A 26,020-nucleotide genomic window follows, 5' to 3' on the forward strand; every position below is an offset into this window, starting at 1 on the left:
CGATGTACAGAGCTGAGAAGCTATCATTGTTACAAGTCACCATTCTGTGCAGTTCTACAATGATAGGCGCTGGAATTTTAACCATTCCACGCAGTTCTGCCAATTCAGGATTCCCTGATGGCTGGATCATTGTATTGATACAGGGAGTCATCTTTGCTTTCGTTGCTTTTTTGCTAGGTTGGATTGCGGAGAAAAATGCACCGGATACCATTTTTGAATCGAATACAAAAGGAGCCGGTGCCTTCTTTGGTACGATCTTTAACCTAATGCTGATCGGTTATTTACTAGCCATTGTTGGCTTTGAGGCGCGTGTACTGGGGGAAGTGGTTCAATTTTTCCTGTTGCAATCGACCCCGATGACAGTGATTGTGATGATTTTTTTACTGGTGGCGATCTATCATTTAAAAAGCGGCATTTTTCCGGTAGTGAAAATGGTGACATATATTTATCCGATGACCATGATCATTTACATTGGGCTCATGCTGTTTAGTTTGAAAATATTTGATTTTGATTACTTACGCCCGGTAATGGCTCACGGGTTTAAAGATTTTAGTAATTTGTTCTCTCAAACATTTATTCAATTTACAGGCTTTGAAGTCATTTTGTTTGTCGTACCGCTTGTCTATAAAGACAAATGGTCAAAAGCGAAATGGGCCGCAGCGATCGGGGTAGGGATCACCACACTTATTTACTCCCTCACGCTCTTTATTGTGATTGGTTCCATGACAGTTGGAGAAACGAAATCACTCACCTGGCCCACTGTCTCACTCATTCAAGCGCTAGAACTAGAAGGGGTCTTCATTGAACGCTTTGATATTTTCTTACTGACGATCTGGACGTGCCAGCAGTTTATTTGTATGCTTGGCTTTTTCCAATTTGCTATTAAAGGCTGTCAAACGGTGTTTAAGACAACCAATTTAACGAGACTGCTATGGTTACTGTTTTTGCTGACCTCAGCTCTCTCTCTTTTTCCGAGAAATATCAATGAAGTCTTTTACTACTCGACTTTACTCGGCTATGCATTATTCGCTGTTTTAGCGATTCCTTTTATAACAGCTATTCTGCTCATGATACGTAAAAAATGGGGAGGTCGATCTGCATGAAAGGACGGCGTTTATGGCTCATCTTTTTGTCTTGCTGTCTTTTGCTTTTATCGACAGGTTGCTGGGACTTAAAAGATATTGAGAAATTATCGTTTGTGCGCGGTGTTGGCATTGACGAGGAAGATGATAACGGAGTCAAACTCACCTATCAAAACCTTGTCCCTAAAATGGGCGGAACACAAGAAGCAGACTCCCCTGGCTATGTGAATGTCGTCTCAAAGGGGAAAAATGTACTGGAAGCAGTCAGCAATGTCGCTTTGAAGGACCCGCCGATTTACAGTGATCACCTCAAAATCTTTTTGTTTGGCAAAGATCAAGCTGAACATCATGATATTCAAGGGACACTCAACCACTTTATACGAGATGATGAGGTTCGAAGAAGCAGCTACCTCTTAGTGTCACGCCATGAGGCATCAAAAGTCATCAATCAAAAATTAAAATCACAACAAAAGGTTCCAGTCGAGCATATTTTTGAAACATCAAAAAACCGGAGCTTTAACGGGAAGATTTTACTGCCAACACGTATTGGCCGAGCGTCGGATTACTTTCAGATGGGTACAAGCTTTCTTGTCCAAAGTGTGGATGTCGTAAACGGAGAACTCACCTATGATGGTGCAGGCATTATCCATGGGAAAACGCGAAAGCTGATAGGATTCATACCAGCAAAAGATGTCCAATCTTTAAACTGGGTCATGAATCGCATCTCAGGCGGAGTCGTACCTGCCACCTACAAAGGCTTTCCGATTACGTATGAAATCAAGAAAGCAAAGTCCAAGATTGAACCCTATCTGAAGAACGGAAAGATCTCCTTTAAAATTAGTGTACAAACAAACGGGAAACTATCAGAAGATCAATATCCCCCTGAAAACTCATACGATGAGCAATACATCAAACGATTTGAGCGCATTTTTGAACGCAAAATCAAAGAGCGCATTCAAAAAGCTGTCAATCACATGCAAAAAGATGTGGGTGTTGACCCGATTTTTTTAAACCGGCAGGTGCGCATCAAGTATCCAGACTTTTGGGATCAGCACCGCAACGAATGGGATACACTATTTCAAGAAGTAGACATTGCATATGACGTAAAAGTGAGCATTTTGAACTTTGGTGCAGAAGGCGCAACGAAAAACTTTAAATGGTAGCACAAAAGGCGGATGACCGCCTTAGATGGTTGACAAAGGGCTAAAATGAACTTTGCTTTAGCCCTTTGTCTTCTTTTCAGCGTGATAGAAAACCTTTGCAGTCTAGGAAGGACGAGTACCGGAGCAGAGCGAATGAAGGATTCGCGAGCACTGGCGCAGAGGACTGACAAAGAATGCGAGGGTTTGCCTACACGCTGAGGCGGATTACCCGGAGGGGGAACCGCCTTTTTTACGTGCAACGATCAAAAGCTGATAGAGCGTCACTTGATCAGATAATGCTTTTGTTTGAAAGCCAAGTGACTCTCCTACTCTCGCCACTTCGTCAAAAAACAATTGAACGTTTTGATCAATTGGCACATTGATGGGCTGTTCAATCACGCGATGAAACAAATGGTCTGGAAAGAGCGCCCGCATTGTATTTGGTGTGAAAAATCTCATATGTGTTCGATCTAAAATCCCCACATCTTGATACGTAAAATCACCTGCCATTAAAGGCAGCAGTACTTCCGCATGCATCATATTAGGTAAGCAGCAAATAATCACGCCACCTGGTTTTAAAGACGCATGCGCTTGAGCAATCATCTTCCATGGATCTGCCACATGCTCTAACACATCAGAAAAGATCACAGCATCAAAAAAAGCTTCTTTCTCTGACCAAGGATACGCCTCCGCTTTTGTCTCAATTACTTCTTTGTAATACGCCTTTGCCATCTCTGCTTTTAATGCATCCGCCTCTACTCCGTACATGTCAACGGACTGCCGGTTGATCAGTTCAAGCCCTGTCGCCCCAGCACCGCAGCCAACATCCAGCACACATCCGGCATCCTCAGGGAGCAGTGCTGCAAAATATGGATGGGGCGTTATCAGATTTAAATCAATGCCCCATTTATCTAAAAAACGAAGCCTGTTCTCCGCAAACAACGTAGAGATGTTCGTTTCTTCATTGGCATTGAAGGTAGCATGACCATGATGATGCACAAAAGAATCATGGACGATTTGAAGCTGGTACCCCTTCAGCAATGAGCGCAGACAAAGGTCATCATCCTCAAATGATCCATATACAAACCGCTCATCAAATAACCCTACATCCTCGATCAGCTCTCTTTTGACCAGCAAACAAAAACCAACAAGTCTATGCACATATGTTCTTTGACCTTTTCTCGAAGCCGTATATGCCTTTGCAAAGGCAGGAAGCTCCTTCACATCTGTGTAAGATGGCTGAACGAGCTGAGGACCACTTACATAATTGGAGACAGGGCCTACCATGCCAATACGATCTGATGCAAAAAGGGCTTCTCTTAAAGGCAAAAGCCAGTTTTCGGTCACAATCGTGTCGTTATTTAAAAAAAGAAGACTATCTCCTGTTGCTTTTTTCGCCCCTTGGTTACAGCCCTTGGCAAAACCTTGATTCTTCTCGTTGTCGATCAACACGACATCTTCCAGTTGTCTCACATATTCCTTTGTTCCGTCTGATGAAGCATTATCCACGATAATGAGTTCATATTCATCACGCCGAGTATGCTTCTTGATACTGTCGATACATTTTTTCGTTAGGTGCAGTTCATTGTACGTCAGCATCACAATGCTCGTTTTTCCTTTCATCTCATTTCCACCTTTCGCCCGCCTGTTCCATATGTATGTCATAGGCAGCACGTTCAGAAGATGAGTGATTGTCCTTTCTTGATTAAACGTTTGTTTAACAAAGGGCTAAAATGAATTTTTTAGCCCTTTGTCTTCTTTTCAGCGTGATAGAAAACCTTTGCAGTCTAGGAAGGACGAGTATCGGAGCGGAGCGAATGAGAGATTCGTGAGCACCGACACACAGGACTGACACCGAATGCGAGGGTTTGTCTACACGCTGAGACCAGCTGCCTCATGCAGCTGGTCTTTTTTCATACCGTTTCCCCTTCGTCATTCACGACGGCACGGTTTCTCTTTTTTAAATCTTCTTCAATCTCTTCAAGACTTTTCCCTTTCGTTTCTGTGACTAAATATTTCACAAATAAGAAGGCACCTATGCCGATGGCTGCATAAATAAGGAAAAGGTTACTGATGCCAATTGCACTTAATAAGGTTGGGAATGTGAGCGAGATGATCAAATTCCCTGTATGCAGTAGGAAGGTCGATACCCCCGTACCGATTCCCCGGACATGTACTGGGAACAGCTCCGGCAGCATCACCCATACGACCGGGCCCCAGCTGACAGCAAAAATGACGATGAAAAGTCCTAAACATATAATTGTCGTCCACCCTGCAGCTGTTGATCCCTCGAAAAAACGATTGACCACTGCTAGAACAATCAAACTAAGAACCATCCCTACATTTCCAAATAGGAGTAACGCTTTCCGCCCGACACGATCAATGATTTTAATCGCAACAAACGTCATGACAACATTGACTGCACCAATTCCTACAGTTCCTAAAATGGCTGCTGAATCGCCAAAGCCGACACTTGTAAATGTTTTTGGTGCATAATAAATGATCGTATTTGTCCCAATAAACTGCTGTAAAAAGGCTAAACCGACACCAGCAATTAAAGCGGGGCGCACCCATGGTTCGAGTAATTCCTTAAGACCGCCTTTTTCTTCACTTTCTGCTTTTTGAATATCCGCAATTTCGTCTTCAACTTCTTGCTTACTTTGTCTAAGTTTGGACAATATTTCTTTCGCCCGGTCCGCCTGTCCTTGGACAAACAGCCAGCGAGGACTTTCTGGCATAAACAAAATACCACATAACAAGAGAACAGAAGGAACAACGGCAATTCCAAGCATCAGACGCCATGCCTCTGCATCTGCTAAAACGTAGTTCACAATATAGGCAAGAAGAATACCAAATGTGATCATGAGTTGGTTTAATGAGGAAAGTGCCCCTCTTGATTCCTTTGGCGCAAGTTCAGATAAATATAATGGAACAATCGTCGTCGAGCATCCGACAGCAAGTCCTAGCACGATTCGGAATAAGACCATGACCTCCGTATTCGGTGCAAGGGCTGTTCCAAATCCGCCGATAATAAATAAAATGGCTGCGGCAATAATCGCTTTTTTCCGTCCGAATTGATCTGTCAGTTTTCCAGAAAGAGAAGACCCGAGCATCGCCCCAATTAAAATCGAGCTGACCACAAGTCCCTCTGTAAATGCATTTAAACCTAAATCCTCTTTCATAAATAAGATAGCGCCAGAAATGACACCTGTATCGTAACCATATAAGGCGCCGCCAAGTGCGCCGAAGAAATAAAGCCACCCATTCCGATTTTTCATGATCATAACCCCTCTTTTATCTATGTAATGACTGGATGTTTCTCTATGAAAAATCATTTTCCTCACTTCCTGTCATTTCAAACATTTCGATGTTTTATGACAAATATATTTCATTTGCGTATCATTGAAACTTTTTTAGATAAGGAAACGTCAATTAAGCGTTAGTGAAAAAAATGTCGCACTATATCCCGTTTTAAGGTATATTTGTTTTAGTTTGTAAGCATGAAGAAGGACATCTTTACTATAAAATCATAGCGAGGGTTTAAATATATGGATCAAACAAGAAGTAAACGCAAAGGCAAAAAGCGTTTAAAACCATGGGTGAAAGTCACTCTTTTTATTTTTGGTATTCTTTTACTGACAACCGCTTCTGTCACCGGCTATGCCTACTATAAAGTGACATCGGCTGCGAAAAAAGCACAAGTCTCTCTAGACCGCGGTGCACAATCTGTCAAACGGATTGAAGCATTTGATCCTGGGAAAGACAGCTTTTCTGTCTTGCTGCTTGGCATTGACAGCAGACCAGGCGAAACCGTCAAACAAGCACGAAGCGATGCAATGGTATTAGCGACAGTAAATCGTACGAATAAAACCGTGAAATTATTAAGTATTCCAAGGGACTCATATGTTAATATTCCAGGTCATGGTTATGACAAAATTACACATGCACACGCATTTGGTGATGCAGACCTCACGGTGAGTACAGTTGAGAATTTACTAGATATCCCTGTCGACTTTGTGATTGAAAGTAATTTCAAAGCATTTAAGGAAATTGTGAATGAATTGAATGGTGTTTCCGTTAACATTAAAGATGAATATGTTGTGAAACAAATTCTTAAAGATACAAAGGGCAAAGTTCAGCTGCAAACGGGTACTCACACACTAGATGGTAATCAAGCTCTCGCTTATGTGAGAACAAGAAAAGCAGACAGTGATCTCATGCGCGGACAGCGTCAAATGGAAGTTTTAAAAGCCATTTTCGATAAATCAAAATCAGTAACGTCCATTCCGTCTTATGACAATATCATAGATACTCTAGGTGATAACGTCTCAACTAACCTGTCAATGAAAGAACTAGTCGGTCTTTTCCCACTACTCACTTCATTGAAATCTGTTGATACGATTCAACTAAAAGGATCTGATTACCAGCCAAATGGCGTTTATTATTACCAATTGGATCAAAACCAACTGAACGAAGTCAAAACGGAATTGAAGAAACAGCTTGAATTATCATAAACACAGAAAGCGTCCTTTTGGGCGCTTTTTATGTGTTGAAAAAGGTGTTTGCCCTTTTTCTTCTTTTAAGCGTGATAGAAAACCTTTGCAGTCTAGGAAGGACGAGCACCGGAGCAGAGCGAATTGACATTCGTGAGCACCGAAGCGCAGGACTGACAAAGAATGCGAGGGTTTGTCTACACGCTAAAAGCGTCCTTTTGGGCGCTTTTTCTTATATCCTTGATCAATTGACCATTTTTGTTTAGCCTTAAAGAGAGGAATCCACGATCCGACTCTTTCATGAGAATGAAGGAAATCGTACATACTTTGAAGAGGCTATTGCATGAATGAAGGAGGATATAACAGCAATGAAAAAAATGATTGCGATTGATTTAGACGGTACACTCTTAAATACGAAAAGTGAAATATCCGCTCAAAACCGGCAAGCATTGATTCGTGCGAAGGAAGCTGGATATATTGTGACCATTTGTACAGGGCGCGCAACTTTTGATGTAAAAGAGCTTCTTGGGGATTTGGACATTCCCATCATTGCAGCAAACGGTGGAACTGTCCATACAGAAGGGTACAAGCTCTTCAGCAGAATCACCCTTGATCAAGAAGCTGGTAGACGTGCTGCAAAGGAATTAGTGGAACGGAACATTTATTTCGAGGTCTATACAGACGATGCCCTCCTTTCCCCATTTGATGGAAAAGAAAAGCTCAAAGCTGAATTTGATATGATCAAAAGCGCCAATCCTAACGAGGATGTAGCTGATTTATGGGAAGGGGCGATGACTCAATTTAAACAGTTTGGCATCAAACCTGTCGATGACATCCGTCAAATTTTTGAGTCGAATGAACCAACCTATAAATTACTATGCTTCTCATTTGATATGAATAAGCTGCAAGAAGCACGTGATCTTCTTTCTAAGATGCCTGAGCTCTCCTTGACCTCATCTGGAGAACATATCATTGAGGTACTGCCAAAAGAGTCAGGCAAAGGACATGCCCTCAAGAAACTTGCAGCCCATTATGGCGTAGACCGATCCACTATTTATGCGATCGGTGATAGCCCTAATGATCTATCCATGTTCGATGAAGCAGGACACAGGATAGCGATGGGGAATGCGGTGGATATCATTAAAGAAAAAAGCACCTATATCACAAAAGGCAACCACGAAGATGGCGTCGCTTATTTTATTGATCTGCTTTTGCAGAATCAATTTCAAGAAAAAAAGACGCTTGTCTGATCAGCGCCTAGTGAGAAGTCGAGAAGTCCGATCTGAGCATTGATCGGGCTTTTTCTTTATTTTTTAATTCTAACAGCCGTCTCATATTTATCCTTCCAATACGTACTTGTTTTCATATTGGTAATGACAACGCCATTTGAAACCGTCACATGAATGACTTGATTTGAACCAGCATAAATGGCTGGCATCAACGAAGTCCCTTTAAAAAAGACAAGATCTCCCGGCTTTAGTTCCGATCGTTTCACAGGTGTACCTGCTTTAACTTGACCCGGCGCATAGCGAGGCATCTCCATTCCAAGCACTGCTTGATAGATATACTGCGTGAATCCTGCTGTATCAAAGCCTTGCTTTGGGCTCGCACCACCTTTTACATAGGGTACTTCTCCAATATACGTGGCGGCTTTTGATACGACTGGGTCTTCTTTCGCTAGTTTCAGCTCAGTTAATCGTTTCGCACCTGTCCATTTCTCACGCCAATACGATTCAGACAAATAAGAAATCGTCACACTTTCCGAACGGCTCGCATGAATAAAGCGGTCTCCTCCGATGTACATGCCTACATGTGAAATTCCTTTTTTATACGTGTTGCTAAAAAAAACAAAATCTCCAGGGCGAATATCGTCTCGTGCCACTTTCTCTCCAACCATCCATTGCTGCTCAGCACTTCTTGGCAAATAAATCCCAAGTGATTTTTCAAATAAATATTGTAAAAAACCTGAACAATCGAATCCTACTTTTGGATCTGATGCCCCGAATACATAAGGGATTCCTAAATATTTCATCGCATCTTTCACCAGTTGATCATCCGACATCTCTTGGGAGACAGGCAGCCGTTTGACCGCATAGAACCGATCGGTCCAATATTTACTTTTGCTGACATCTGTTTTCACCACCCCTTGACTGAGTGTGATGTGGATCACCTGATCATTTCCAGCGTACAAAGCAACATGTGTTGGGATGTCTTTTGTTTCTTCAAGACTGCGAAAATAGACAAGGTCTCCAGGCTTCGCTTTTTCCCATGATACGTTTTCACCGATTTGGTATTGATCAATCACCTTTCGCGGCAAATCAAATGCACCTGTTGTTTTGTATACATATTGTATAAAGCCAGACGCATCAAAGCCCGTTTTCGGATCAATTCCTCCTTTATGATAAGGCGTGCCTATCAGCGTTTCCGCTTGTTTTAAAGGAGAGGTTGTTTGAGCAGACACCTCTGTTTGAGACATAAACATGAGTCCTACAACGGCACATCCTCCAAGCAGTATTCCTTTCCATTTCATCCTCTCTTCCTCCTTTCTTTTATAGTTTCGACATGACCCCTTTCATTTTACACCTTTTTCCGTCAAAAAAGAGCACGCCTCGCGTGCTCTTTTCAGCATCATTTCTTTATTTACTCGCTTCCGCTTTTGACTGCTTTTGCTGTTCAATTTTCTGCATTTCAACCGAGATCTTTTGTTTCTCATGATCGGTGAGGCTGTCACTAAATTTAAAAGCAGACATAAAGACAAAGACTAAAATTAACGCAACAAACGGCCAGCTTGCTTTAAGGAATTTCATTTTTTATCCTTCCCCTCGTTTTCTTTTAATGTTTGAACTTTATCAGAATGATCGACTTCAAAGAAAATATGTCCGTCTTTTTCTTTCCAATCCGCATTCGTGCCATTTGTCAGCATACGGATAATCGATTTTGATTCAAGAGATCCTGCTTTGACTGGAGCAGGTGTCGCTTCTTTGATGTACATTGGAACCACTTCAAATGTCGCTTTTCCATCTTCATTCAGATGATACTGAACAATAGCAGAATCACGTGTTCTTGACCAGCCTTGGTCAAAAATAAAGTTCCCCAAGCTATAGAAAATCGCTGTTCCGTTATAGACTTCCATCGGCTCAAGAACGTGCGGGTGTGCACCGATAATGATATCAGCACCAGCCTTTGACATCGCTCTTGCCAGCTCTCTTTGTCTGTCGTTTACTTCATTGTTATATTCCTGTCCCCAGTGCGCATGAACAACAACGATATCTGCCTTTTCAGCAGCTTGTGAAATCATCGGAATAAAGATAGATGGATCAGCTGGCAGAATACCTGCCTTGCGATTTGTTGCTTTAAAATCTTTTCCATATACATCTGTAAAACCAAGGGTAGCGATTTTAACGCCATTCACTTCTTTGTATGAAATGTTCTGCTTCGCATCATTGACGTTGCGCCCTGCCCCTGTATAATCCATGTCAGCTTTTTCAAAGGCATCAATCGTGTTATTTAAGCCTTTTTCACCGTAGTCTGCTGCATGGTTATTCGCAAAGTTTAGTACAGAGAAATTCAAATCCTTTAACGCTTGTACAGAATCTTCATCTGTTTTCAAATGAATATTCTTTTGTGCTGCCTGTTCCTTATCTGAAGCCACTGGATGCTCAAAATTCCCAGTTACATAATCTGATACATCAAAATACGGCTTCGCATAGCGGAACAGGTGCTGCTTTCCATAACGGTCTGTTACTTTCTCTACATTTCTTCCAAACATAATATCTCCGACAAACGAAGCGGTCAGGATGTTTTCTGGATTCTTTTCTACAGTTGGTACTTGTGCTTTCCCGATAAATGTAAATAGAAATGTACAAGCAATGACAATCGGTAAAGCAATCAGTACGTGTTTATTCGTCTTTTTCTTTTGGTTCTTTGTGATTTTCAGCAGCTTTTCCTGAAAGCTCAATTTTTTATTCATCATTGGACACACCTTATCTTAAAATAGATAGTAAACATACATGATGGCAAATGTTGCACCACTTAGAAGTAATGTGCTTCCAAGGGTAATCGTAAGACCTTGCTTTTGAATCGTATTCGCAATCAATCCAGGCACGATGATTCCGATTCCGCGGAATTCTGCTATTTCAAACGGAACCACTGGATAGAAGAAATCAAATATGAGCTTTAAGGCAATTCCTGTAATCAGCATCGCCGCAAACTTTCTGCGTCCGTACAAAATCATAAATTTCGATAGACCAAAACGAACGATCACATATGTCAACAAGCTGACAGATAAAACAACTAAAATGAAGACTGGCTGGTTAAAGACGAGCGCCAGATAACCTGGAACAACCAACCCAGCTGGTACGATTCCTGTTTTTTCTGCAAAGATTAAACTGAGTAGAACACCTAAAATTAACGAGATATAAAGATCTGATCCGAACATTTTCTATATTTCCTCCTAGCTGACAAGCTGCTTAATTTTGTATTCTTGAATTTTTTCGATTAAAGGTTCAGCGGCGCCGTGAATATTGCCGACTCCATAAACCACTCGATTATGAAGCTTTTTCTCAAGCATGTTCATAATTTGTTCTGTAGATTGATATTCAAGGTTGTGTAAGTGGTCAGCCGGAATTTTTCCATCCTCAAATGCCTTCACAATTGGATCTGTCGTTTCACCAATTAAGACAAGATCACTTGCTTCAATATAAGGAAGTACATCCTCCGCAAACTGGATCGTTCTATCTACGCGATCCGCACGACAGTTCATGATAATAATCGGTTCATCTGTTGGATACCCAATTTCCTTCACACGCTTCCAAATGTTCAATGTAGATGCTGCGTCATTAGCCGCAAATCCATTTACAAAATGTCCAGGTGTTTTTGCGTCCATTAATGGAAGAATTCTCATCGCTCCTGGATCAGGCGGCGCATTTAACATGCCTCTGAATGCCGTATCTTCATCAATTCCCAATGCTTGTGCAACACCAAGTGCAAGTGAAGCATTATCAGGGAATACCATGTACTCAAATTTCCGTAAATACTCATCGGTAATCTTGGAATTATCTGCAACAATCACTTCAGTATTGCGTTTTTTCGCAATCTCTTTAAAGAAATCTGTATATTCACTATCCGTAATAACCAAGTGCCCATTGTAAGGAATTGTCGCTGTAAAGGCTTCAGCTATTTCATCAAGAGTTGGCCCCATCACATCCATATGATCTTCAAGAACGTTTACGATCACGCCAATATTCGCTTGAAGCAGCTCTTCCTGAAAGATAATTTGGTAATCTGGATTCACCGCCATACATTCACTGACGATGGCATTTGCTCCTCTTTCAACGGTTTCTCTCATAACTTCTTTCTGCTCTCCGATATTTGGTCCTTGCGGTTTCCTTTTAATCGGTTTCTCTTCTGGCGTATCCCAATAAATCATTCTTGCATCCGTTCCTGTTGTTTTGCCGACAGTTTTATAACCTGCCTCCATTAAGATACCGGTTGTCAATCTTGTAACGGTAGACTTTCCGCGTATACCATTAATATTGACGCGTACCGGCAGGGCATCGATATTTTTCTGATGACGCTTCTTTTCAATAAAGCCAATCCCTAACATGATGACACAGGCTATAACGATTAACCACATCGCTTATCTACATCTCCTTTTTTTATGAGTGTGATATGTAAATTCAATCAACAGTATATAGGTTCAGCATAAAATCACAATCGGTATTATGTAACATAATCTTTCACTTCCTCGTATGCCAAATTCCTCTAATCAGAAGGCGTATTTGCCTACCTCACGCTCAAATGAAAAGGCCAAAAGACGGACAAAATGACGGCTGAATTTCTGCTTCAAACAAGAGAAAGCGTTACCATCAAACAGTGAAAAATCTTTTGTCCTTTTCTCCCTAAATTTTTCGACAATTATTAAGATGTATTTTGAATCAATGTTTTAAAGTCCTTTCATCTCTACGAAATCAGTCATATCAGTGCTTTAAATGAATAGTGCGTGTTTTAGAATATTTTATATTTTTAAATGAACAGGTTAGAAAGTCATCCTCATTGGTCAGAACGCTATGTGTTGACCTATGACAAAGGTCACCTGTCAAAAAATCAAGTCATCTGCTTATTTCCAGGTCACAAAAAATTGGGATAAGATGTCAAATATTAATCATTTTGTTATAGCCTCTCTTTACGATATTCACTCCTTATGACCTAAACAATGAAACATTATTCATTTCTTTTTATCAAGATTCATCATTTCTTAACATTTTTAATGTGATTTTAGTTGAAAGTTGTCGGTGCATGTCATGCTTTCCCCAAAGATGACGCATAAAATCATCTTCTCGGCTTACACTATGGTTAAAAAATCTGTGAGAGGAGGCTAAAGATGCCAAATACGAATGAGCAAACACGCTTACATTTTTTATCAGGCGGTTTTGAGGAAAAGATTCGGATTCTGAAAAAAGCATTTCAACAAAGCGCTGATTTTGAATACCGGGAATTGATGGTGAATGAAACGAAATCAGTGCTGTTTTTTATTAAAACAAGAGTGGATGAAAGTAAATTAAACAACTTCATTATTGGCAACTTGCTTGGCCCTCCTGGAAAGCAGGACTATGCAAAATCTCTTAGTTCACTCGAAACAGGTGACTTGACGCTTATTGTCGACAGCATTATTGCCGGAAGTATTGCCTTCCTTGATGAAAAATCCGCACAGATCAAAATATTTGCTGTTGGGCAGCCGCCTCTGCGTTCCATTTCTGAACCTTCTTCTGAAAGTATTATTGCAGGCGCACATGATGGGTTTGTTGAGAGCTTAGATACCAATTTATATTTGCTGCGTTCACACTTAAATGATCGAAAACTTGCAATCCAGTATCATAAGGTCGGTACAAAATCTGAAACAAAGGTTGCGACGGTTTATATTTCTGATATTGCCAATCAAGAAAAGATAGATGAGGTTAACAAACGAATTTCTTCTATTAAAGTAGACACGCTGCTTAGCCCCGGTTCTATTGTAGAGGCGATTGAGGATGATTCGTATTCCATCTTCCCGCAGCTTATTGACACAGAACGACCTGACAAAGTGAGATCCGCCATTCTTGAAGGAAGAATTGTCGTCTTAATGGACGGCAGCCCAATGGCTATCATTCTGCCTATTACGTTCTTTAGTTTCTTTCAATCACCAGATGACTATAATAGCCGCTGGATTCCGGCTACATTTATTCGTATTCTTCGCTATGTTGCCTGTATCATCGCAGTGATTTTGCCTTCTTTTTATATTGCGGTCATTGGTTTTCATTATGAGGTGGTCCCGGATGAATTAGCGATTACGATGAAAAATTCCATCATCGGCATTCCTTTTCCGCCGTTAATTGAAGCAATGCTGATGGAAATTACGATTGAGCTCATACGAGAAGCAGGGGTGCGACTGCCAAAGCCAATTGGTCAGACGATTGGGATTGTAGGCGGTTTGGTGATTGGAGACGCTGTGGTAAAAGCTGGACTCATTTCGAATGTCCTTGTCATTGTTGTTGCCGTGACAGCTGTTGCATCCTTTGTCCTCCCATCCTTTGAAATGACGTCCACCATTCGTATGCTTCGTTTCCCTCTCATGTTTATGGCATCGATGTTTGGGTTTATTGGCATTTCATTCGGCCTGTCGATCGTATTGATGAATTTATGCCGCCTCGAATCACTAGGTGTCCCGTACTTATCACCAGTGGCTCCATTTAACTGGCAGGACTTAAAAGATACTGTGATCCGATTACCGATGTGGATGTACAAAAAGCGCCCTGTTTACTTAAATCCAAAAAAGAAAGAGCAAATTGAAAATTTGAGAGGATGGAAAAATAAAGATGAAAAATAAAATATCTCCACCTCAAGCTGTCTTTTTTATCATTCAATCTCAAATTGGTGTCGGTATTTTAGCTCTCCCCCATTTGCTGATGAAAGACATGGGACACGATGGGTGGATGGCGATTATCTTAGCCTGTTTTTTCATTCAAATCATTAACACCATTTTTATTTACATCATTCAGAAGTATCCTGATACATCATTTTTCCAAGCCTTAATTGAAGTGTTCGGAAAATGGATCGGCCGGACATTGGTGGCACTATATACGTTATACTTCGCCTCCGTCTGCATTGTTGTTTTATCCATTTTCACAAGAATTCTTGGCATTTGGGTGCTGCCGCTCACACCAAATTGGGTCATTAATCTATTACTGATGATCTCCATCATTTACATTGCAAAGGAGCAAATTACGGCGATTGTCAGGTTTAACTTCATTTTGACGCCCTTTTTGCTCATGCTGTCTCTCTTAATGCTCTATTCATTAAAAGGAACCAATATCGACTACCTCATGCCCTTTTTCCAAGTGGACGTTTCTCAAGTTTCACTCGGATTAAAGGACGTCGTTCTATCTATGAATGGGTTCGAGATGATCCTCATTATCTCTCCATTGATGAAAGGAACCATTAAGGAACGATATAAAGTCATGACCATTGCCAATATATGCACGACGCTTTACTACCTATTTATTACATTGATTTGTTTTATGTTCTTCAGTCCGATTGAGCTCAATATCATTCCCAACCCTGTTCTTTATCTGTTAAAAACCATTTCGTTCGGTGTGATTGAGCGAACAGACTTGATCTTTCTCAGTTTCTGGGTATTTATCATTCTTGCCACACTCAGCAATTACCTTTACTTTTGTGCGAATGGCGTGGCAAGTATTCTTAAGAAAAAAGAACACAAAAAATATGTCTTTTATTTTGCCATTTTGATCTATGCGGCTAGCTGTTACCTTGCAACCGATAATTTTAGAATTCAGCGTTTTAATGATTTTACCACCATCGCTCAATATTCATTTATTTACACACTCCCAATCTTTATGGCCATTATCATCTTTATCAAACATCGCAAAGGGAAGGTGAAATCACATGCGTCATAAGTACATACTGACGTTGCTCATGTGTGTTTCTCTCATATTCATGCCTGGCTGCTGGGATCAAAATTTATTAAAGAACATCTCTCTTGTGTTAACCTCCGCTGTTGATCAGGGAGAGGATGAAAATGCAAGATACTCGATTACTTATCGAAAGGTGCAGCAGTCTCAAAGTATGGAGCAAGGAAATACCGGCAGCTTTTTAACCACTCTTCTCACAACTGAAGCACCTACTTTAAGAAAAGCAAGAACCAACTTCAGCCGGATAGTGGATCAAAAAATAGACATGTCGAAAATGCGGGTGATGCTGATCGGTGATGAATTTGCCCAAAATCGTCTTCTGCCCTACTTAGATATGTTTTATCGTGATCCAAAAAGTCCCCTCCTCGCAAATCTTGCCGTTGTTCAAGGGGGGACCTGTGAAGAAGTGATTAACTCGCTGCTGAAGGAAAAGCTCATCGTGAGTGACTATTTAAATAACTTGATCACAACCGCATCACGCTCCTCCCAAGTAGCACCTAAAAACATTCAAAGTATTCGATCTAAAATGCTTCAAACTGGAGAGGACTTCACACTGCCGTTAATCTATTTTGATCAATCGAAGAAATTAATTAGTGTAAAAGGGGTTGCTCTATTTGATAATGAGAAGAAGAAAGGCGAGTTGTACGGTCAAGACGCGATCTTGCTCACCGTCATGGACGGGAAAATGGGCAAGTATGCCAACTTCACAAAAAAAGTGAGAAGTGACATGAAGTCAAAAGAAAACAATTACATCACCATCCAAGTCACTGATGTGAAGAGAGACATCGAGATTCTGAATCCTGATCATCGGAACTTAACATACTCACTCAAATTTGAATTTAATACTTCTGTCCTTGAGTACCCAAAAGATAATCTAGATACAGACAAAAAAATTGAAATGCTCAATAAAAGACTTTCAACCATCTTGACAAAAGAAGCAGAAAAAATTGTTGCTACATTACAAGAAGCAAATTCTGACGTCTTAAGCCTCGGCAGAAAATACCGGGTCAGACATTATGATGAGTATATGAAAATGAATTGGGTCACCGATTATCCAAAAGTGAAAATCATTCCAAAAATCAAAGTAAACATTACACAAACAGGCATTATTAGTTAAGAAAAGGAAGAAGTCATCTTTCTTTTCTTTTTTTATTTTTTTAAGATTGTCTTTTCAATGCTTTCGTGATAATCTATCTGTGTAAACGGTTACACATCGACGAAGGGAGGCACTCCATTGGCTACAATTAAAGATGTTGCAAAAGCTGCTCAAGTGTCTGTTGCGACTGTTTCACGCGTGCTCAACGATACTGGATACGTCCATATTGATACGAAAACCCGTGTGACACAAGCGATGCAGGAGCTGAACTACTTCCCCAATGAAGTGGCACGATCCCTTTTTAAAAGAGAATCAAGATTAGTTGGTCTCATCTTACCTGATATCACAAACCCCTTCTTCCCTCAGCTGGCTAGAGGCGTTGAGGATGAGATTCATGCACACGGCTTTCGGTTATTATTCGGAAACAGTGATGAAGATCGGGAGAAGGAAATGGCCTATTTACAAACCTTTAAGCAAAACCAGGTGGTCGGTGTCATCGCTGTCACAAACGAACCTGAATCGGATTTGTACAATGATGATGAACTGCCTGTTGTCTTCTTAGATCGTACCGTTCCAAATGCGCCTTCTGTGTTTGCAGATGCTACGGCAGGCGGGAAAATGGCTGCAATGGAATTAATCAAACGCGGCAGTCAGCAGATCACATTGCTAAAAGGGCCCGCTCATCTTCAAACGGCGCGGCAAAGATTTAAAGGCGCACTTGATGTTCTGACTGAAGAAGGTGCTAACTTTCATGTGATGTCTAACGCTTCTTTTTCTTTTCAGGAAGCCCGAAAAAGCGCCAAGGCTCTTTTCAAGCTGTACCCTGAAACAGATGGCATCATTGCCAGCAATGACATCGTCGCAGCAGCCGTCGTACACGAAGCACTTCGAATTGGAAAAGCCATTCCAGAAGACGTCCAAATCATTGGATTTGATGATATTCCGCAAAGCGAACTGCTCTTCCCTTCTTTATCAACGATTCGGCAGCCTGCCTATGATATGGGGAAAGAAGCCGCAAAGCTGATCATTAAAGCCATTCAAAAACAGCCAATAGATCAAGCAGTTATTCAAATGCCCGTCTCTTTTATTGAACGAGAGACCACAAGAAAGGTGGATTCACAATGAGTCAAATAGTTGTCGTAGGAAGTTGTTCCATGGATTTAGTTGTTACATCGAATAAACGTCCTAGTGCAGGAGAAACCGTCCTAGGCGAATCATTTAAAACGGTCCCTGGGGGAAAAGGAGCAAATCAAGCAGTAGCAAGCGCAAGGCTCGGTGCAGATGTATATATGATTGGCCGGGTTGGGGATGACGCGTATGGTCAGGACATTATGCGCAATTTGCAAACACAAGGTGTTCGCACCACCTATATGAAACCGGTTACCGAAATGGAAAGCGGAACAGCTCATATCATTTTAGCTGAAGGGGATAACAGCATTGTTGTCGTCAAAGGAGCAAACAATGAGGTAACACCTCACTATGTAAAAGATGCTCTTTCTTCTATTGAAGATATCGGAATCGTCCTCATCCAGCAGGAAATTCCTGAAGAAACAGTCGAAGCCGTCTGCGCCATTTGCAGCGAAAAAGGGATTCCAGTCATCTTAAATCCCGCACCAGCTCGCAAAGTCTCTCAGCAAATATTAGATCAAGCTGCCTATATCACGCCAAACGAACACGAAGCAGCTCTTATGTTTGATGGACTCACCATAGCAGAAGCTTTGCGCCAATATCCAAACAAATTACTCATTACAGAAGGAAAAAATGGTGTTCGTTACTTTGATGGATCAAAAGAAGTGTTGGTACCGGGCTATCCTGTGAAAGCCGTCGACACTACAGGCGCTGGTGATACTTTTAACGGCGCTCTAGCTGTAGCACTGACAGAAGGAAAATCCCTATACGACGCACTTGCTTTTGCCAACTTAGCTGCGTCTATCTCAGTCACAAAATTTGGTGCCCAAGGCGGCATGCCAGCAAGAGAAGAATTGGAGAATAAGAAATGAAGAAAAATGGTATTTTAAATAGTCATATCGCCAAGGTGCTTGCTGACCTTGGTCATACAGATACGATTGTCATCGCAGACTGTGGCCTGCCCATTCCAGAAGGCCCGGTCAAGATCGACCTTGCATTATCCATCGGCACACCATCCTTTCAGGAGGTTACTTCCCTCCTTCTTGAGGAAATGGCCGTTGAACACATCACAATTGCCAGTGAAATCAAACAAGCCAATGAGAGAGATCATTTATTTCTAAAGAAAGCGTTCTCACATCCGTTAAATGAAGTCGATCACGAGACGTTCAAAGACATGACCAAACAGGCAAAAGCAGTGATTCGCACGGGTGAAGCCACCCCATACGCAAACTGCATTCTTCATGCCGGTGTCATCTTTTAAAAGGAGGAGCCACTTATGAACATTGAAATGCATAACATCCATAAGGCCTTTGGAAAAAACACCGTTCTCGCCGGGGTCTCCTTTGACCTCGTCACAGGTGAAGTCCATGCACTTATGGGTGAAAACGGGGCAGGAAAATCAACGTTAATGAATCTGCTGACAGGACTCTATTCCCTGGATCAAGGAACGATTCAAATCGACGGAAAAGAAACCGCTTTCAAAAATCCGAAAGAAGCCGAGCAGAACGGGATTGCCTTCATTCATCAAGAACTGAATATATGGCCTGATATGACGGTACTCGAGAATTTATTTATCGGGAAAGAAATCTATACAAAACTTGGTCTCCTAGACACCAAGAAAATGAAAGCCCTCGCCCAAGCGCAGCTCGACCGATTGTCTGTCAACCTCTCGCTCGATCAAGAGGCAGGAAGCTGTTCTGTCGGACAAAAGCAGATGATTGAGATTGCGAAAGCGTTAATGACCGATGCAAAGGTCATTATTATGGATGAACCAACAGCTGCTCTCACAGACCGTGAGATTGAAAAGCTATTTCAGGTCATTGAATCACTCAAAAAAGAAGGCGTTTCCATCGTCTACATTTCTCACCGGATGGAAGAAATCTTTGCCATCTGTGACCGGATTACGATCATGCGTGACGGAAAAACGGTCGATACGAAAGCGATACCAGACACGAATTTCCATGAAGTCGTCAAAAAAATGGTCGGCCGCGAATTAACCGATCGTTACCCTGAGCGCACACCTTCTACTGGTGATATCGTCCTAGAGGTGAAGCAAGCAACGAGGAAAGGCCGCTTTCAAGATGTCAGTTTTTCCGTCAAAGCTGGGGAAATTGTCGGTGTTGCAGGCTTAATGGGCGCTGGCCGGACGGAAATGATGCGGTCGCTCTTTGGACTCGATCCCCTGGATCAAGGAGAAATTTGGGTTCATGGGAAAAAGGCTGTCATTAAAAAACCAAGTGATGCAGTCAAACTTGGCATCGGTTTTATCACGGAGGATCGCAAAGATGAAGGACTGATGCTGGATGCATCCATTCGGGAAAACATCGGCTTGCCTAACTTAGACAGCTTCTCACCAAAGGGGCTGATCGATAAGAAAAACGAGCAGGACTTTGTTGACCTTCTCATCAAACGACTCACGATCAAAACCGCTTCATCTGAAATCTCTGCACGCAGCCTGTCCGGTGGAAATCAGCAAAAGGTCGTCATCGCCAAATGGATCGGCATTCAACCGAAGGTACTCATTCTAGATGAACCGACAAGAGGTGTCGACGTCGGGGCGAAACGAGAAATTTATCAGCTTATGAACGAGCTGACGGATCGAGGCGTTGCGATTTTGATGGTCTCCTCTGAACTCCCAGAAGTTCTTGGGATGAGCGATCGAGTGCTTGTCATCCATGAAGGAACCATCAGCGGCGAATTAAGTAAAACAGAAGCTACACAAGAACGAATTATGACATTAGCTACAGGAGGGAAGTAACATGAAACCACTTACTTCAAATGGACGATTTGACAACATCATGCAAAAGCTTGGGCCATTCTTAGGACTCATCATCCTTGTTGCCATTGTTTCTATTTTAAATCCGGCCTTTTTAGAACCATTAAACATTTTAAACTTACTCAGACAGATCTCCATTAACGCCCTCATTGCCTTTGGCATGACGTTTGTTATTTTAACCGGAGGAATTGATTTGTCTGTCGGTGCCATTCTAGCGCTGTCTAGTGCTCTGACTGCCGGCTTTATTGTATCTGGTTTGGACCCAATTCTTGCCATCATCGTTGGATGTATCATCGGTGCCATCCTTGGAATGATCAACGGTCTTTTAATCACAAAAGGAAAAATGGCTCCTTTTATCGCAACACTTGCGACGATGACGATTTTCAGAGGATTGACGCTTGTTTATACAGACGGAAATCCAATTACAGGGCTTGGCTCTAACTATGCATTTCAGCTATTTGGCCGTGGATATTTCTTAGGAATTCCTGTTCCAGCGATCACCATGCTTCTCACCTTTATCGTACTTTGGGTCTTGCTTCATAAAACACCTTTTGGCAGAAGAACGTATGCCATTGGCGGAAATGAAAAAGCAGCCCTCATCTCAGGCATTAAAGTACCACGCGTCAAAATCATGATTTACTCATTAGCCGGCTTTATGTCTGCTTTAGCAGGTGCGATCTTAACATCTCGTCTCAACTCAGCCCAGCCAACAGCTGGTACGTCGTATGAACTTGATGCAATTGCTGCCGTTGTACTTGGCGGGACAAGCCTATCCGGCGGAAGAGGACGAATTGTCGGCACACTCATCGGGGTGCTCATTATTGGTGTCTTGAACAATGGTATGAACTTACTTGGTGTTTCATCATTTTATCAATCTGTTGTGAAAGGGATTGTCATCTTGATTGCAGTCCTACTCGACAGAAAGAAATCTGCTTAAGGAGGCAGCTGCTATGAAAAAATATGTAATCCTGATCGTGACTCTCTCATTATTCATGCTCTCTGCCTGCTCGCTTGAACCGCCAGAGTGGGCCAAATCAACAAAGGATGGCAAGAAAAAAGACATTAAAATCGGACTGTCGATCTCGACTTTAAATAACCCATTCTTCGTTTCTCTTAAAAACGGCGTGACAAAAGAAGCGAAAAAGCTTGGCATCGAAGTTGTCATTGCCGATGCACAAAATGATTCAGCGAAACAAACGAGTGATGTAGAAGATTTAATTCAACAAGGGGTTGATGCATTACTCATTAACCCAGCCGATTCCTCTGCCATATCAACGGCTGTCGAATCTGCGAATGCTTCAGACATACCGGTCATCACATTAGACCGCTCCGCAGAAAGCGGAAAGGTTGAAGCGCTCGTTGCTTCCGATAACATCAAAGGCGGCGAAATGGCCGCTAACTTTATCATCGACAAGGTTGGTAAAGGCGCAAAAGTGGCTGAACTAGAAGGTGTACCAGGTGCTTCTGCGACACGTGAACGAGGAAAAGGTTTCCATCAAATTGCAGACAAAAAGTTAGATGTCACAGCAAAACAAGCCGCTGACTTCGACCGGACAAAAGGGCTCAACGTGATGGAAAACCTTCTTCAAGGAAACCCTGACATCAAAGCCGTTTTTGCCCACAATGATGAAATGGCGCTTGGCGCACTAGAGGCCATCCAAAGCTCTGGAAAAGACATTCTTGTCGTCGGTTTCGACGGTAACGAAGATGCACTCAACTCGATCAAAGCAGGAAAACTATCTGCAACAGTCGCGCAGCAGCCAGAGCTGATCGGTCAACTGGCAGTCGGCGCTGCTGACGATGTATTAAAAGGCAAAAAGGTAGAAAAAAATATCGCCGCACCATTGAAACTAGAACAAAAGAAATAAACACTAAACCCCCGATAGCCTCGGGGGTTTTAGATGTTATTCCGGTCTCTTCAGTACAAATGGCGTGCCTAAATGGGCATAATCATTACCTGCTAGGCGCGCGACTGGCTTTAATTCATTCGTAAAAATATATCCTTTTTCCGCATCATAGACAGACTCATCTAAATGCGCACACACCACCCGGCCAATGATATGATCGACTGTGACCTCCCCTTCATCATTTTGAAAGGTCAGATGTCTTTCCAGCTGACATTCAAAGCGAATGCGTGCTTCCTTGATTCCTGGCACTGACACCACGCTGCTCTTCACTTGATGAAGACCGGTACGAGTCAGCTCACTCTCTTCCTCTGGCAAAGTAGCAGCTGTTTCATTAATATCTTCAATCATCGCTTCATCACTCACATGGACAACAAATTCTTCCCTGTCGATGATATGTTTTGCTGTATCTTTCATCTCTCCTTGACGACGTCCAATAGAAACAGCGATCAGCGGAGGATGACCGCTGATGACATTAAAGAAACTAAATGGTGCAGCATTGACGACTTCTTCTTTAGAAAGGCTTGTAATAAATGCAATGGGTCTTGGAACGACGGAACCAGATAATACTTTATATGCTTCTTTTCGTGACAACTGATCCATTTGTAATGTAATCACTTCAGACATGCCTCCTCTTGTATGTAACGACATCATACCATACCCCGTTCTCTCTTCCCTTATTCCGGCTCAGCGCGATGGAGAATATGATGGACAAGATGAAACAATGCCGGATTATGATTTTCTCGTCTATAAGAAATGGTCCATTCCGCGAGTAGCTGCTCACCTTCAATTGACCGATACACCACATCTAAATTAAATAAACGCCGGGCCGATGTTGGAATGATAGCAATTCCGATTCCCGCTGTGACAAGCCCAATGACCATTTGATATTCTGCTGCTTCCTGCACGATATTAGGTGAAAATCCATACTTTTCACAAAGTAGGACAAAATACTGATAAAGGGACGGCCATGATTCCTTTGATAAAGAAATAATCGGCTCATCACGAATATCTTCAATCGTGACCGCTTCTTTTTCCGCCAGCGGATGGTTTTTCGGAATCGCAAAAATACATTCACTTTGCTTCATTAAACGACTGACCAATTCTTCTTGCGGTGATGTAGGATGCAAAAAACCAATATCAATCTCACCATTCAAAAGCGCCTCAAGCTGCTGCGGGACAGAGAGCTGTTGCAGCTCAATACTGACAGAGGGGTACAGCTCTCTGAATTCACGGACAACTGGCGGCAGAATATCATATGTCGCTGTACCAACGAAACCGATGATAATCTTCCCAAGCTCCCCTCTTGCCGTATGCCGGGCATGATCAACGGCTTTATCAAGCTGATGCAGCACCCCCCGGACCTCATGTAAAAAAACCTTTCCAGCAGCTGTTAACTCCACCACCCGTTTAGACCGGTGAAACAAAGGAAATCCCAATTCTTCCTCAAACTGCTTAATTTGCTGACTAAGTGGAGGCTGTGTCATGTTCAATCGTGCGGCCGCTCTACCGAAATGCAGCTCCTCCGCGACTGTGACAAAATACTGCAAATGTCTCAGTTCCATCCTTTCACTCCTCAAACACTTATTCGTGAAACATATTAAAACTACGTTAAACATATATTGGAAAATTTATTTTGTGAAATGTATAGTAAATCATATCATGAAAATATATTTTCATAAAAAATTTTACTTGCCGAAAGGAGTGCGGGGTATATGAATTCTCAAACACAACCCCTAACAAAACGAGGAGCAGAGTTGATTGTCGATACGCTCATTGCCCAAGGTGTGACCCATGTTTTTGCGATTCCAGGTGCAAAAATTGATGCAGTATTTGATGTATTAAAAGACAGAGGTCCAGAGCTTGTGCTATGCAGACACGAACAAAATGCGGCATTCATGGCAGCAGCTGTCGGTCGTTTAACTGGCAAACCAGGCGTTTGTCTCGTCACATCAGGTCCTGGCGCATCCAATTTAGCGACAGGTCTATTAACAGCCAATACAGAAGGTGACCCTGTTGTTGCAATCGCTGGAAACGTCATCCGTGCGGATCGACTCAAACGAACACATCAATCACTCGACAATGCGGCATTATTCAAACCAGTGACAAAATATAGCGTTGAAGTACAAGACGTAAACAATATACCAGAAGCATTAACAAATGCTTTTCGCGCGGCACAAAGAGGTCAAGCTGGAGCAGCATTTATCAGCTTTCCACAAGATGTCGTGACCGAACACACCACACAAACACCAGTGTCTGCTCACCCTTCTCCAGAACTAGGTCCTGCACCGGATGCTCTCATCAGTTCGGCCATCGCCAAAATTCAAAATGCGCACTTACCTGTTGCAATTGTGGGAATGAAAGCTAGCCGTCCAGCTGCGGCAAATGCGACAAGAACATTATTAAAAACACTTGGTATCCCATTTGTCGAAACGTACCAAGGAGCCGGCGTTCTCTCAAGAGAGCTTGAGCCTCAATATGTGGGCAGAATCGGCTTATTCCGTAATCAGCCAGGGGACCTTCTCATTGAGAAAGCGGATGTGATTTTAACTATTGGATTTGATCCAATCGAATACGATCCGAAGCATTGGAATTTGAAACCGCAGCAGCGTCAAATCATTCATGTGGATGACATGCAGGCAGATATTGACCATTTCTATGAACCGACGCTTGAGCTTGTGGGCAATATATCTGAAACGGTGCAACATCTAGCCCACGACAGCGTTCCACTTTCATTATGCAAAAAGAACATAGATCTGGTCACAGAATTACAAGAGCTGTTAAGTGATATCGAAAAAGCACCAGAAAGAGAAAGTCATTTATCACACCCGCTGGATGTCATTCATACGTTGAGACGTATCATCCCAGATGACACGAAAGTGACATGTGATATCGGATCTCATGCCATTTGGATCTCTCGCCACTTCCGTGTTTATGAACCGAACACGTTCCTAGTGAGTAACGGAATGCAAACACTTGGCGTGGCTTTACCATGGGCAATTGCAGCCTCCATATTGAATCCAGATGAAAAGATCATTTCAGTCTCAGGTGATGGCGGTTTTCTCTTCTCCGCCATGGAATTAGAAACAGCCGTGCGCATGAAAACAAATCTCGTTCATCTCGTTTGGAACGACAGCACATACGATATGGTGGCATTCCAGCAGGAAATGAAGTATGACCGTACGTCTTGTGTTGAGTTCGGTCAGATCGACTTAGTGAAATATGCAGAAAGCTTTGGAGCAACTGGATTACGTGTCAACTCACCTGAAGAGCTTTCAACTGTCCTTCAAAAGGGTATAAACATAGAAGGACCCGTTATTATTGATATTCCGATAGACTATCAAGACAACCCAGACCTCGCCAGTCAAAAATGGCCAGAAGTCTTTCGTGAAAAACACACAACGAACGTCAGATAAGACTTCGATACATTACG

At 42.2% G+C, this 26,020-nt stretch carries 23 protein-coding genes; 14 read left to right on the forward strand and 9 right to left on the reverse strand.

Going from position 1 to position 26,020, the window contains the following annotated elements:
• Nucleotides 1-2: 2 nt before the first annotated feature.
• The gene (locus LCD32_RS16210) at nt 3-1,103 is read left to right on the forward strand and encodes a GerAB/ArcD/ProY family transporter (protein WP_060781497.1); all 1,101 of its coding nucleotides are present in this window, start codon (nt 3-5) and stop codon (nt 1,101-1,103) included.
• The gene (locus LCD32_RS16215; RefSeq protein WP_025208098.1) at nt 1,100-2,245 is read left to right on the forward strand and encodes a Ger(x)C family spore germination protein; all 1,146 of its coding nucleotides are present in this window, start codon (nt 1,100-1,102) and stop codon (nt 2,243-2,245) included. Before LCD32_RS16210 ends, LCD32_RS16215 begins: the two co-directional genes overlap by 4 nt.
• Nucleotides 2,246-2,449: 204 nt before the next feature.
• Here LCD32_RS16215 and LCD32_RS16220 read toward each other — a convergent pair whose 3' ends face one another.
• Nucleotides 2,450-3,847 (reverse strand): bifunctional glycosyltransferase family 2 protein/class I SAM-dependent methyltransferase, encoded by a 1,398-nt coding sequence (locus tag LCD32_RS16220; protein WP_035702248.1) that lies wholly within the window; start codon nt 3,845-3,847, stop codon nt 2,450-2,452.
• Between the two features lie 290 nt (nt 3,848-4,137).
• Nucleotides 4,138-5,502: a sugar porter family MFS transporter gene (locus tag LCD32_RS16225; RefSeq protein ID WP_089374136.1), complete on the reverse strand. Its 1,365-nt coding sequence runs from the start codon at nt 5,500-5,502 to the stop codon at nt 4,138-4,140.
• A 270-nt stretch (nt 5,503-5,772) separates the two neighbouring features.
• Between LCD32_RS16225 and LCD32_RS16230 the strand changes: the two genes are divergently transcribed.
• Together LCD32_RS16230 and LCD32_RS16235 are read left to right on the forward strand one after the other, a co-directional pair.
• A complete protein-coding gene (locus tag LCD32_RS16230) occupies nt 5,773-6,738 on the forward strand; it encodes an LCP family protein (protein ID WP_017360001.1) in 966 nt (321 codons plus the stop codon).
• Nucleotides 6,739-7,085: 347 nt separating this feature from the next.
• Complete coding sequence (locus LCD32_RS16235; protein WP_172793368.1) at nt 7,086-7,967, forward strand: Cof-type HAD-IIB family hydrolase; 882 nt, start codon at nt 7,086-7,088, stop codon at nt 7,965-7,967.
• Nucleotides 7,968-8,023: 56 nt separating this feature from the next.
• On the opposite strand, the gene LCD32_RS16240 is transcribed toward LCD32_RS16235, so the two are convergent.
• The 5 genes from LCD32_RS16240 to pgsB all read right to left on the reverse strand — a co-directional run bounded on the left by LCD32_RS16240 (nt 8,024) and on the right by pgsB (nt 12,352).
• On the reverse strand, nt 8,024-9,247 hold the full coding sequence (locus tag LCD32_RS16240; protein ID WP_060781499.1) for a C40 family peptidase: 1,224 nt from the start codon (nt 9,245-9,247) through the stop codon (nt 8,024-8,026).
• A gap of 106 nt (nt 9,248-9,353) precedes the next feature.
• Nucleotides 9,354-9,524 (reverse strand): hypothetical protein, encoded by a 171-nt coding sequence (locus LCD32_RS16245; RefSeq protein WP_008343253.1) that lies wholly within the window; start codon nt 9,522-9,524, stop codon nt 9,354-9,356.
• Nucleotides 9,521-10,687, reverse strand: coding sequence for a CapA family protein (locus tag LCD32_RS16250; protein WP_017360004.1), 1,167 nt, complete (start codon nt 10,685-10,687; stop codon nt 9,521-9,523). Before LCD32_RS16250 ends, LCD32_RS16245 begins: the two co-directional genes overlap by 4 nt.
• Before the next feature lie 18 nt (nt 10,688-10,705).
• Nucleotides 10,706-11,155 carry a poly-gamma-glutamate biosynthesis protein PgsC gene (gene pgsC, locus LCD32_RS16255; RefSeq protein ID WP_007497520.1) on the reverse strand — a complete coding sequence of 150 codons (450 nt, stop codon included), beginning with the start codon at nt 11,153-11,155 and terminating at the stop codon, nt 10,706-10,708.
• Nucleotides 11,156-11,170: 15 nt separating this feature from the next.
• Entirely contained in the window at nt 11,171-12,352 is a 1,182-nt protein-coding gene (gene pgsB, locus LCD32_RS16260; RefSeq protein ID WP_007497522.1) for a poly-gamma-glutamate synthase PgsB, read from the reverse strand.
• Nucleotides 12,353-13,099: 747 nt separating this feature from the next.
• Here pgsB and LCD32_RS16265 point away from each other — a divergent pair.
• The 9 genes from LCD32_RS16265 to rbsB all read left to right on the forward strand — a co-directional run bounded on the left by LCD32_RS16265 (nt 13,100) and on the right by rbsB (nt 22,551).
• Nucleotides 13,100-14,581, forward strand: a complete 1,482-nt coding sequence (locus LCD32_RS16265; RefSeq protein WP_008343262.1) for a spore germination protein — start codon at nt 13,100-13,102, stop codon at nt 14,579-14,581.
• Complete coding sequence (locus LCD32_RS16270; RefSeq protein ID WP_035702259.1) at nt 14,571-15,668, forward strand: endospore germination permease; 1,098 nt, start codon at nt 14,571-14,573, stop codon at nt 15,666-15,668. The genes LCD32_RS16265 and LCD32_RS16270 overlap by 11 nt, the downstream gene beginning before the upstream one ends.
• Complete coding sequence (locus tag LCD32_RS16275; RefSeq protein WP_046344643.1) at nt 15,658-16,800, forward strand: Ger(x)C family spore germination protein; 1,143 nt, start codon at nt 15,658-15,660, stop codon at nt 16,798-16,800. The genes LCD32_RS16270 and LCD32_RS16275 overlap by 11 nt, the downstream gene beginning before the upstream one ends.
• A gap of 117 nt (nt 16,801-16,917) precedes the next feature.
• The gene (locus tag LCD32_RS16280) at nt 16,918-17,904 is read left to right on the forward strand and encodes a LacI family DNA-binding transcriptional regulator (RefSeq protein ID WP_007497527.1); all 987 of its coding nucleotides are present in this window, start codon (nt 16,918-16,920) and stop codon (nt 17,902-17,904) included.
• Complete coding sequence (gene rbsK, locus LCD32_RS16285; protein ID WP_217816089.1) at nt 17,901-18,779, forward strand: ribokinase; 879 nt, start codon at nt 17,901-17,903, stop codon at nt 18,777-18,779. The genes LCD32_RS16280 and rbsK overlap by 4 nt, the downstream gene beginning before the upstream one ends.
• Nucleotides 18,776-19,168, forward strand: coding sequence for a D-ribose pyranase (rbsD, locus tag LCD32_RS16290; protein ID WP_007497529.1), 393 nt, complete (start codon nt 18,776-18,778; stop codon nt 19,166-19,168). Before rbsK ends, rbsD begins: the two co-directional genes overlap by 4 nt.
• 15 nt (nt 19,169-19,183) lie before the next feature.
• On the forward strand, nt 19,184-20,665 hold the full coding sequence (locus tag LCD32_RS16295; protein ID WP_035702265.1) for a sugar ABC transporter ATP-binding protein: 1,482 nt from the start codon (nt 19,184-19,186) through the stop codon (nt 20,663-20,665).
• 1 nt (nt 20,666) lies between these two features.
• Nucleotides 20,667-21,620, forward strand: coding sequence for a ribose ABC transporter permease RbsC (rbsC, locus tag LCD32_RS16300; protein ID WP_007497532.1), 954 nt, complete (start codon nt 20,667-20,669; stop codon nt 21,618-21,620).
• Between the two features lie 13 nt (nt 21,621-21,633).
• Entirely contained in the window at nt 21,634-22,551 is a 918-nt protein-coding gene (rbsB, locus tag LCD32_RS16305) for a ribose ABC transporter substrate-binding protein RbsB (protein WP_017368181.1), read from the forward strand.
• 36 nt (nt 22,552-22,587) lie between these two features.
• Here rbsB and LCD32_RS16310 read toward each other — a convergent pair whose 3' ends face one another.
• Together LCD32_RS16310 and alsR are read right to left on the reverse strand one after the other, a co-directional pair.
• Nucleotides 22,588-23,205, reverse strand: a complete 618-nt coding sequence (locus tag LCD32_RS16310; RefSeq protein WP_211251391.1) for a flavin reductase family protein — start codon at nt 23,203-23,205, stop codon at nt 22,588-22,590.
• A 59-nt stretch (nt 23,206-23,264) separates the two neighbouring features.
• The gene (gene alsR / locus LCD32_RS16315; protein WP_035702272.1) at nt 23,265-24,152 is read right to left on the reverse strand and encodes an acetoin biosynthesis transcriptional regulator AlsR; all 888 of its coding nucleotides are present in this window, start codon (nt 24,150-24,152) and stop codon (nt 23,265-23,267) included.
• Between the two features lie 150 nt (nt 24,153-24,302).
• On the opposite strand from alsR, the gene alsS reads away from it, so the two are divergent.
• Nucleotides 24,303-26,003, forward strand: a complete 1,701-nt coding sequence (gene alsS, locus LCD32_RS16320) for an acetolactate synthase AlsS (protein WP_035702273.1) — start codon at nt 24,303-24,305, stop codon at nt 26,001-26,003.
• The last annotated feature ends 17 nt before the right edge of the window (nt 26,004-26,020 follow it).

It is taken from the genome of Bacillus sp. RSS_NA_20 (genome assembly GCF_020165915.1).
Taxonomy (GTDB): Bacteria; Bacillota; Bacilli; order Bacillales; family Bacillaceae; genus Bacillus; species Bacillus altitudinis.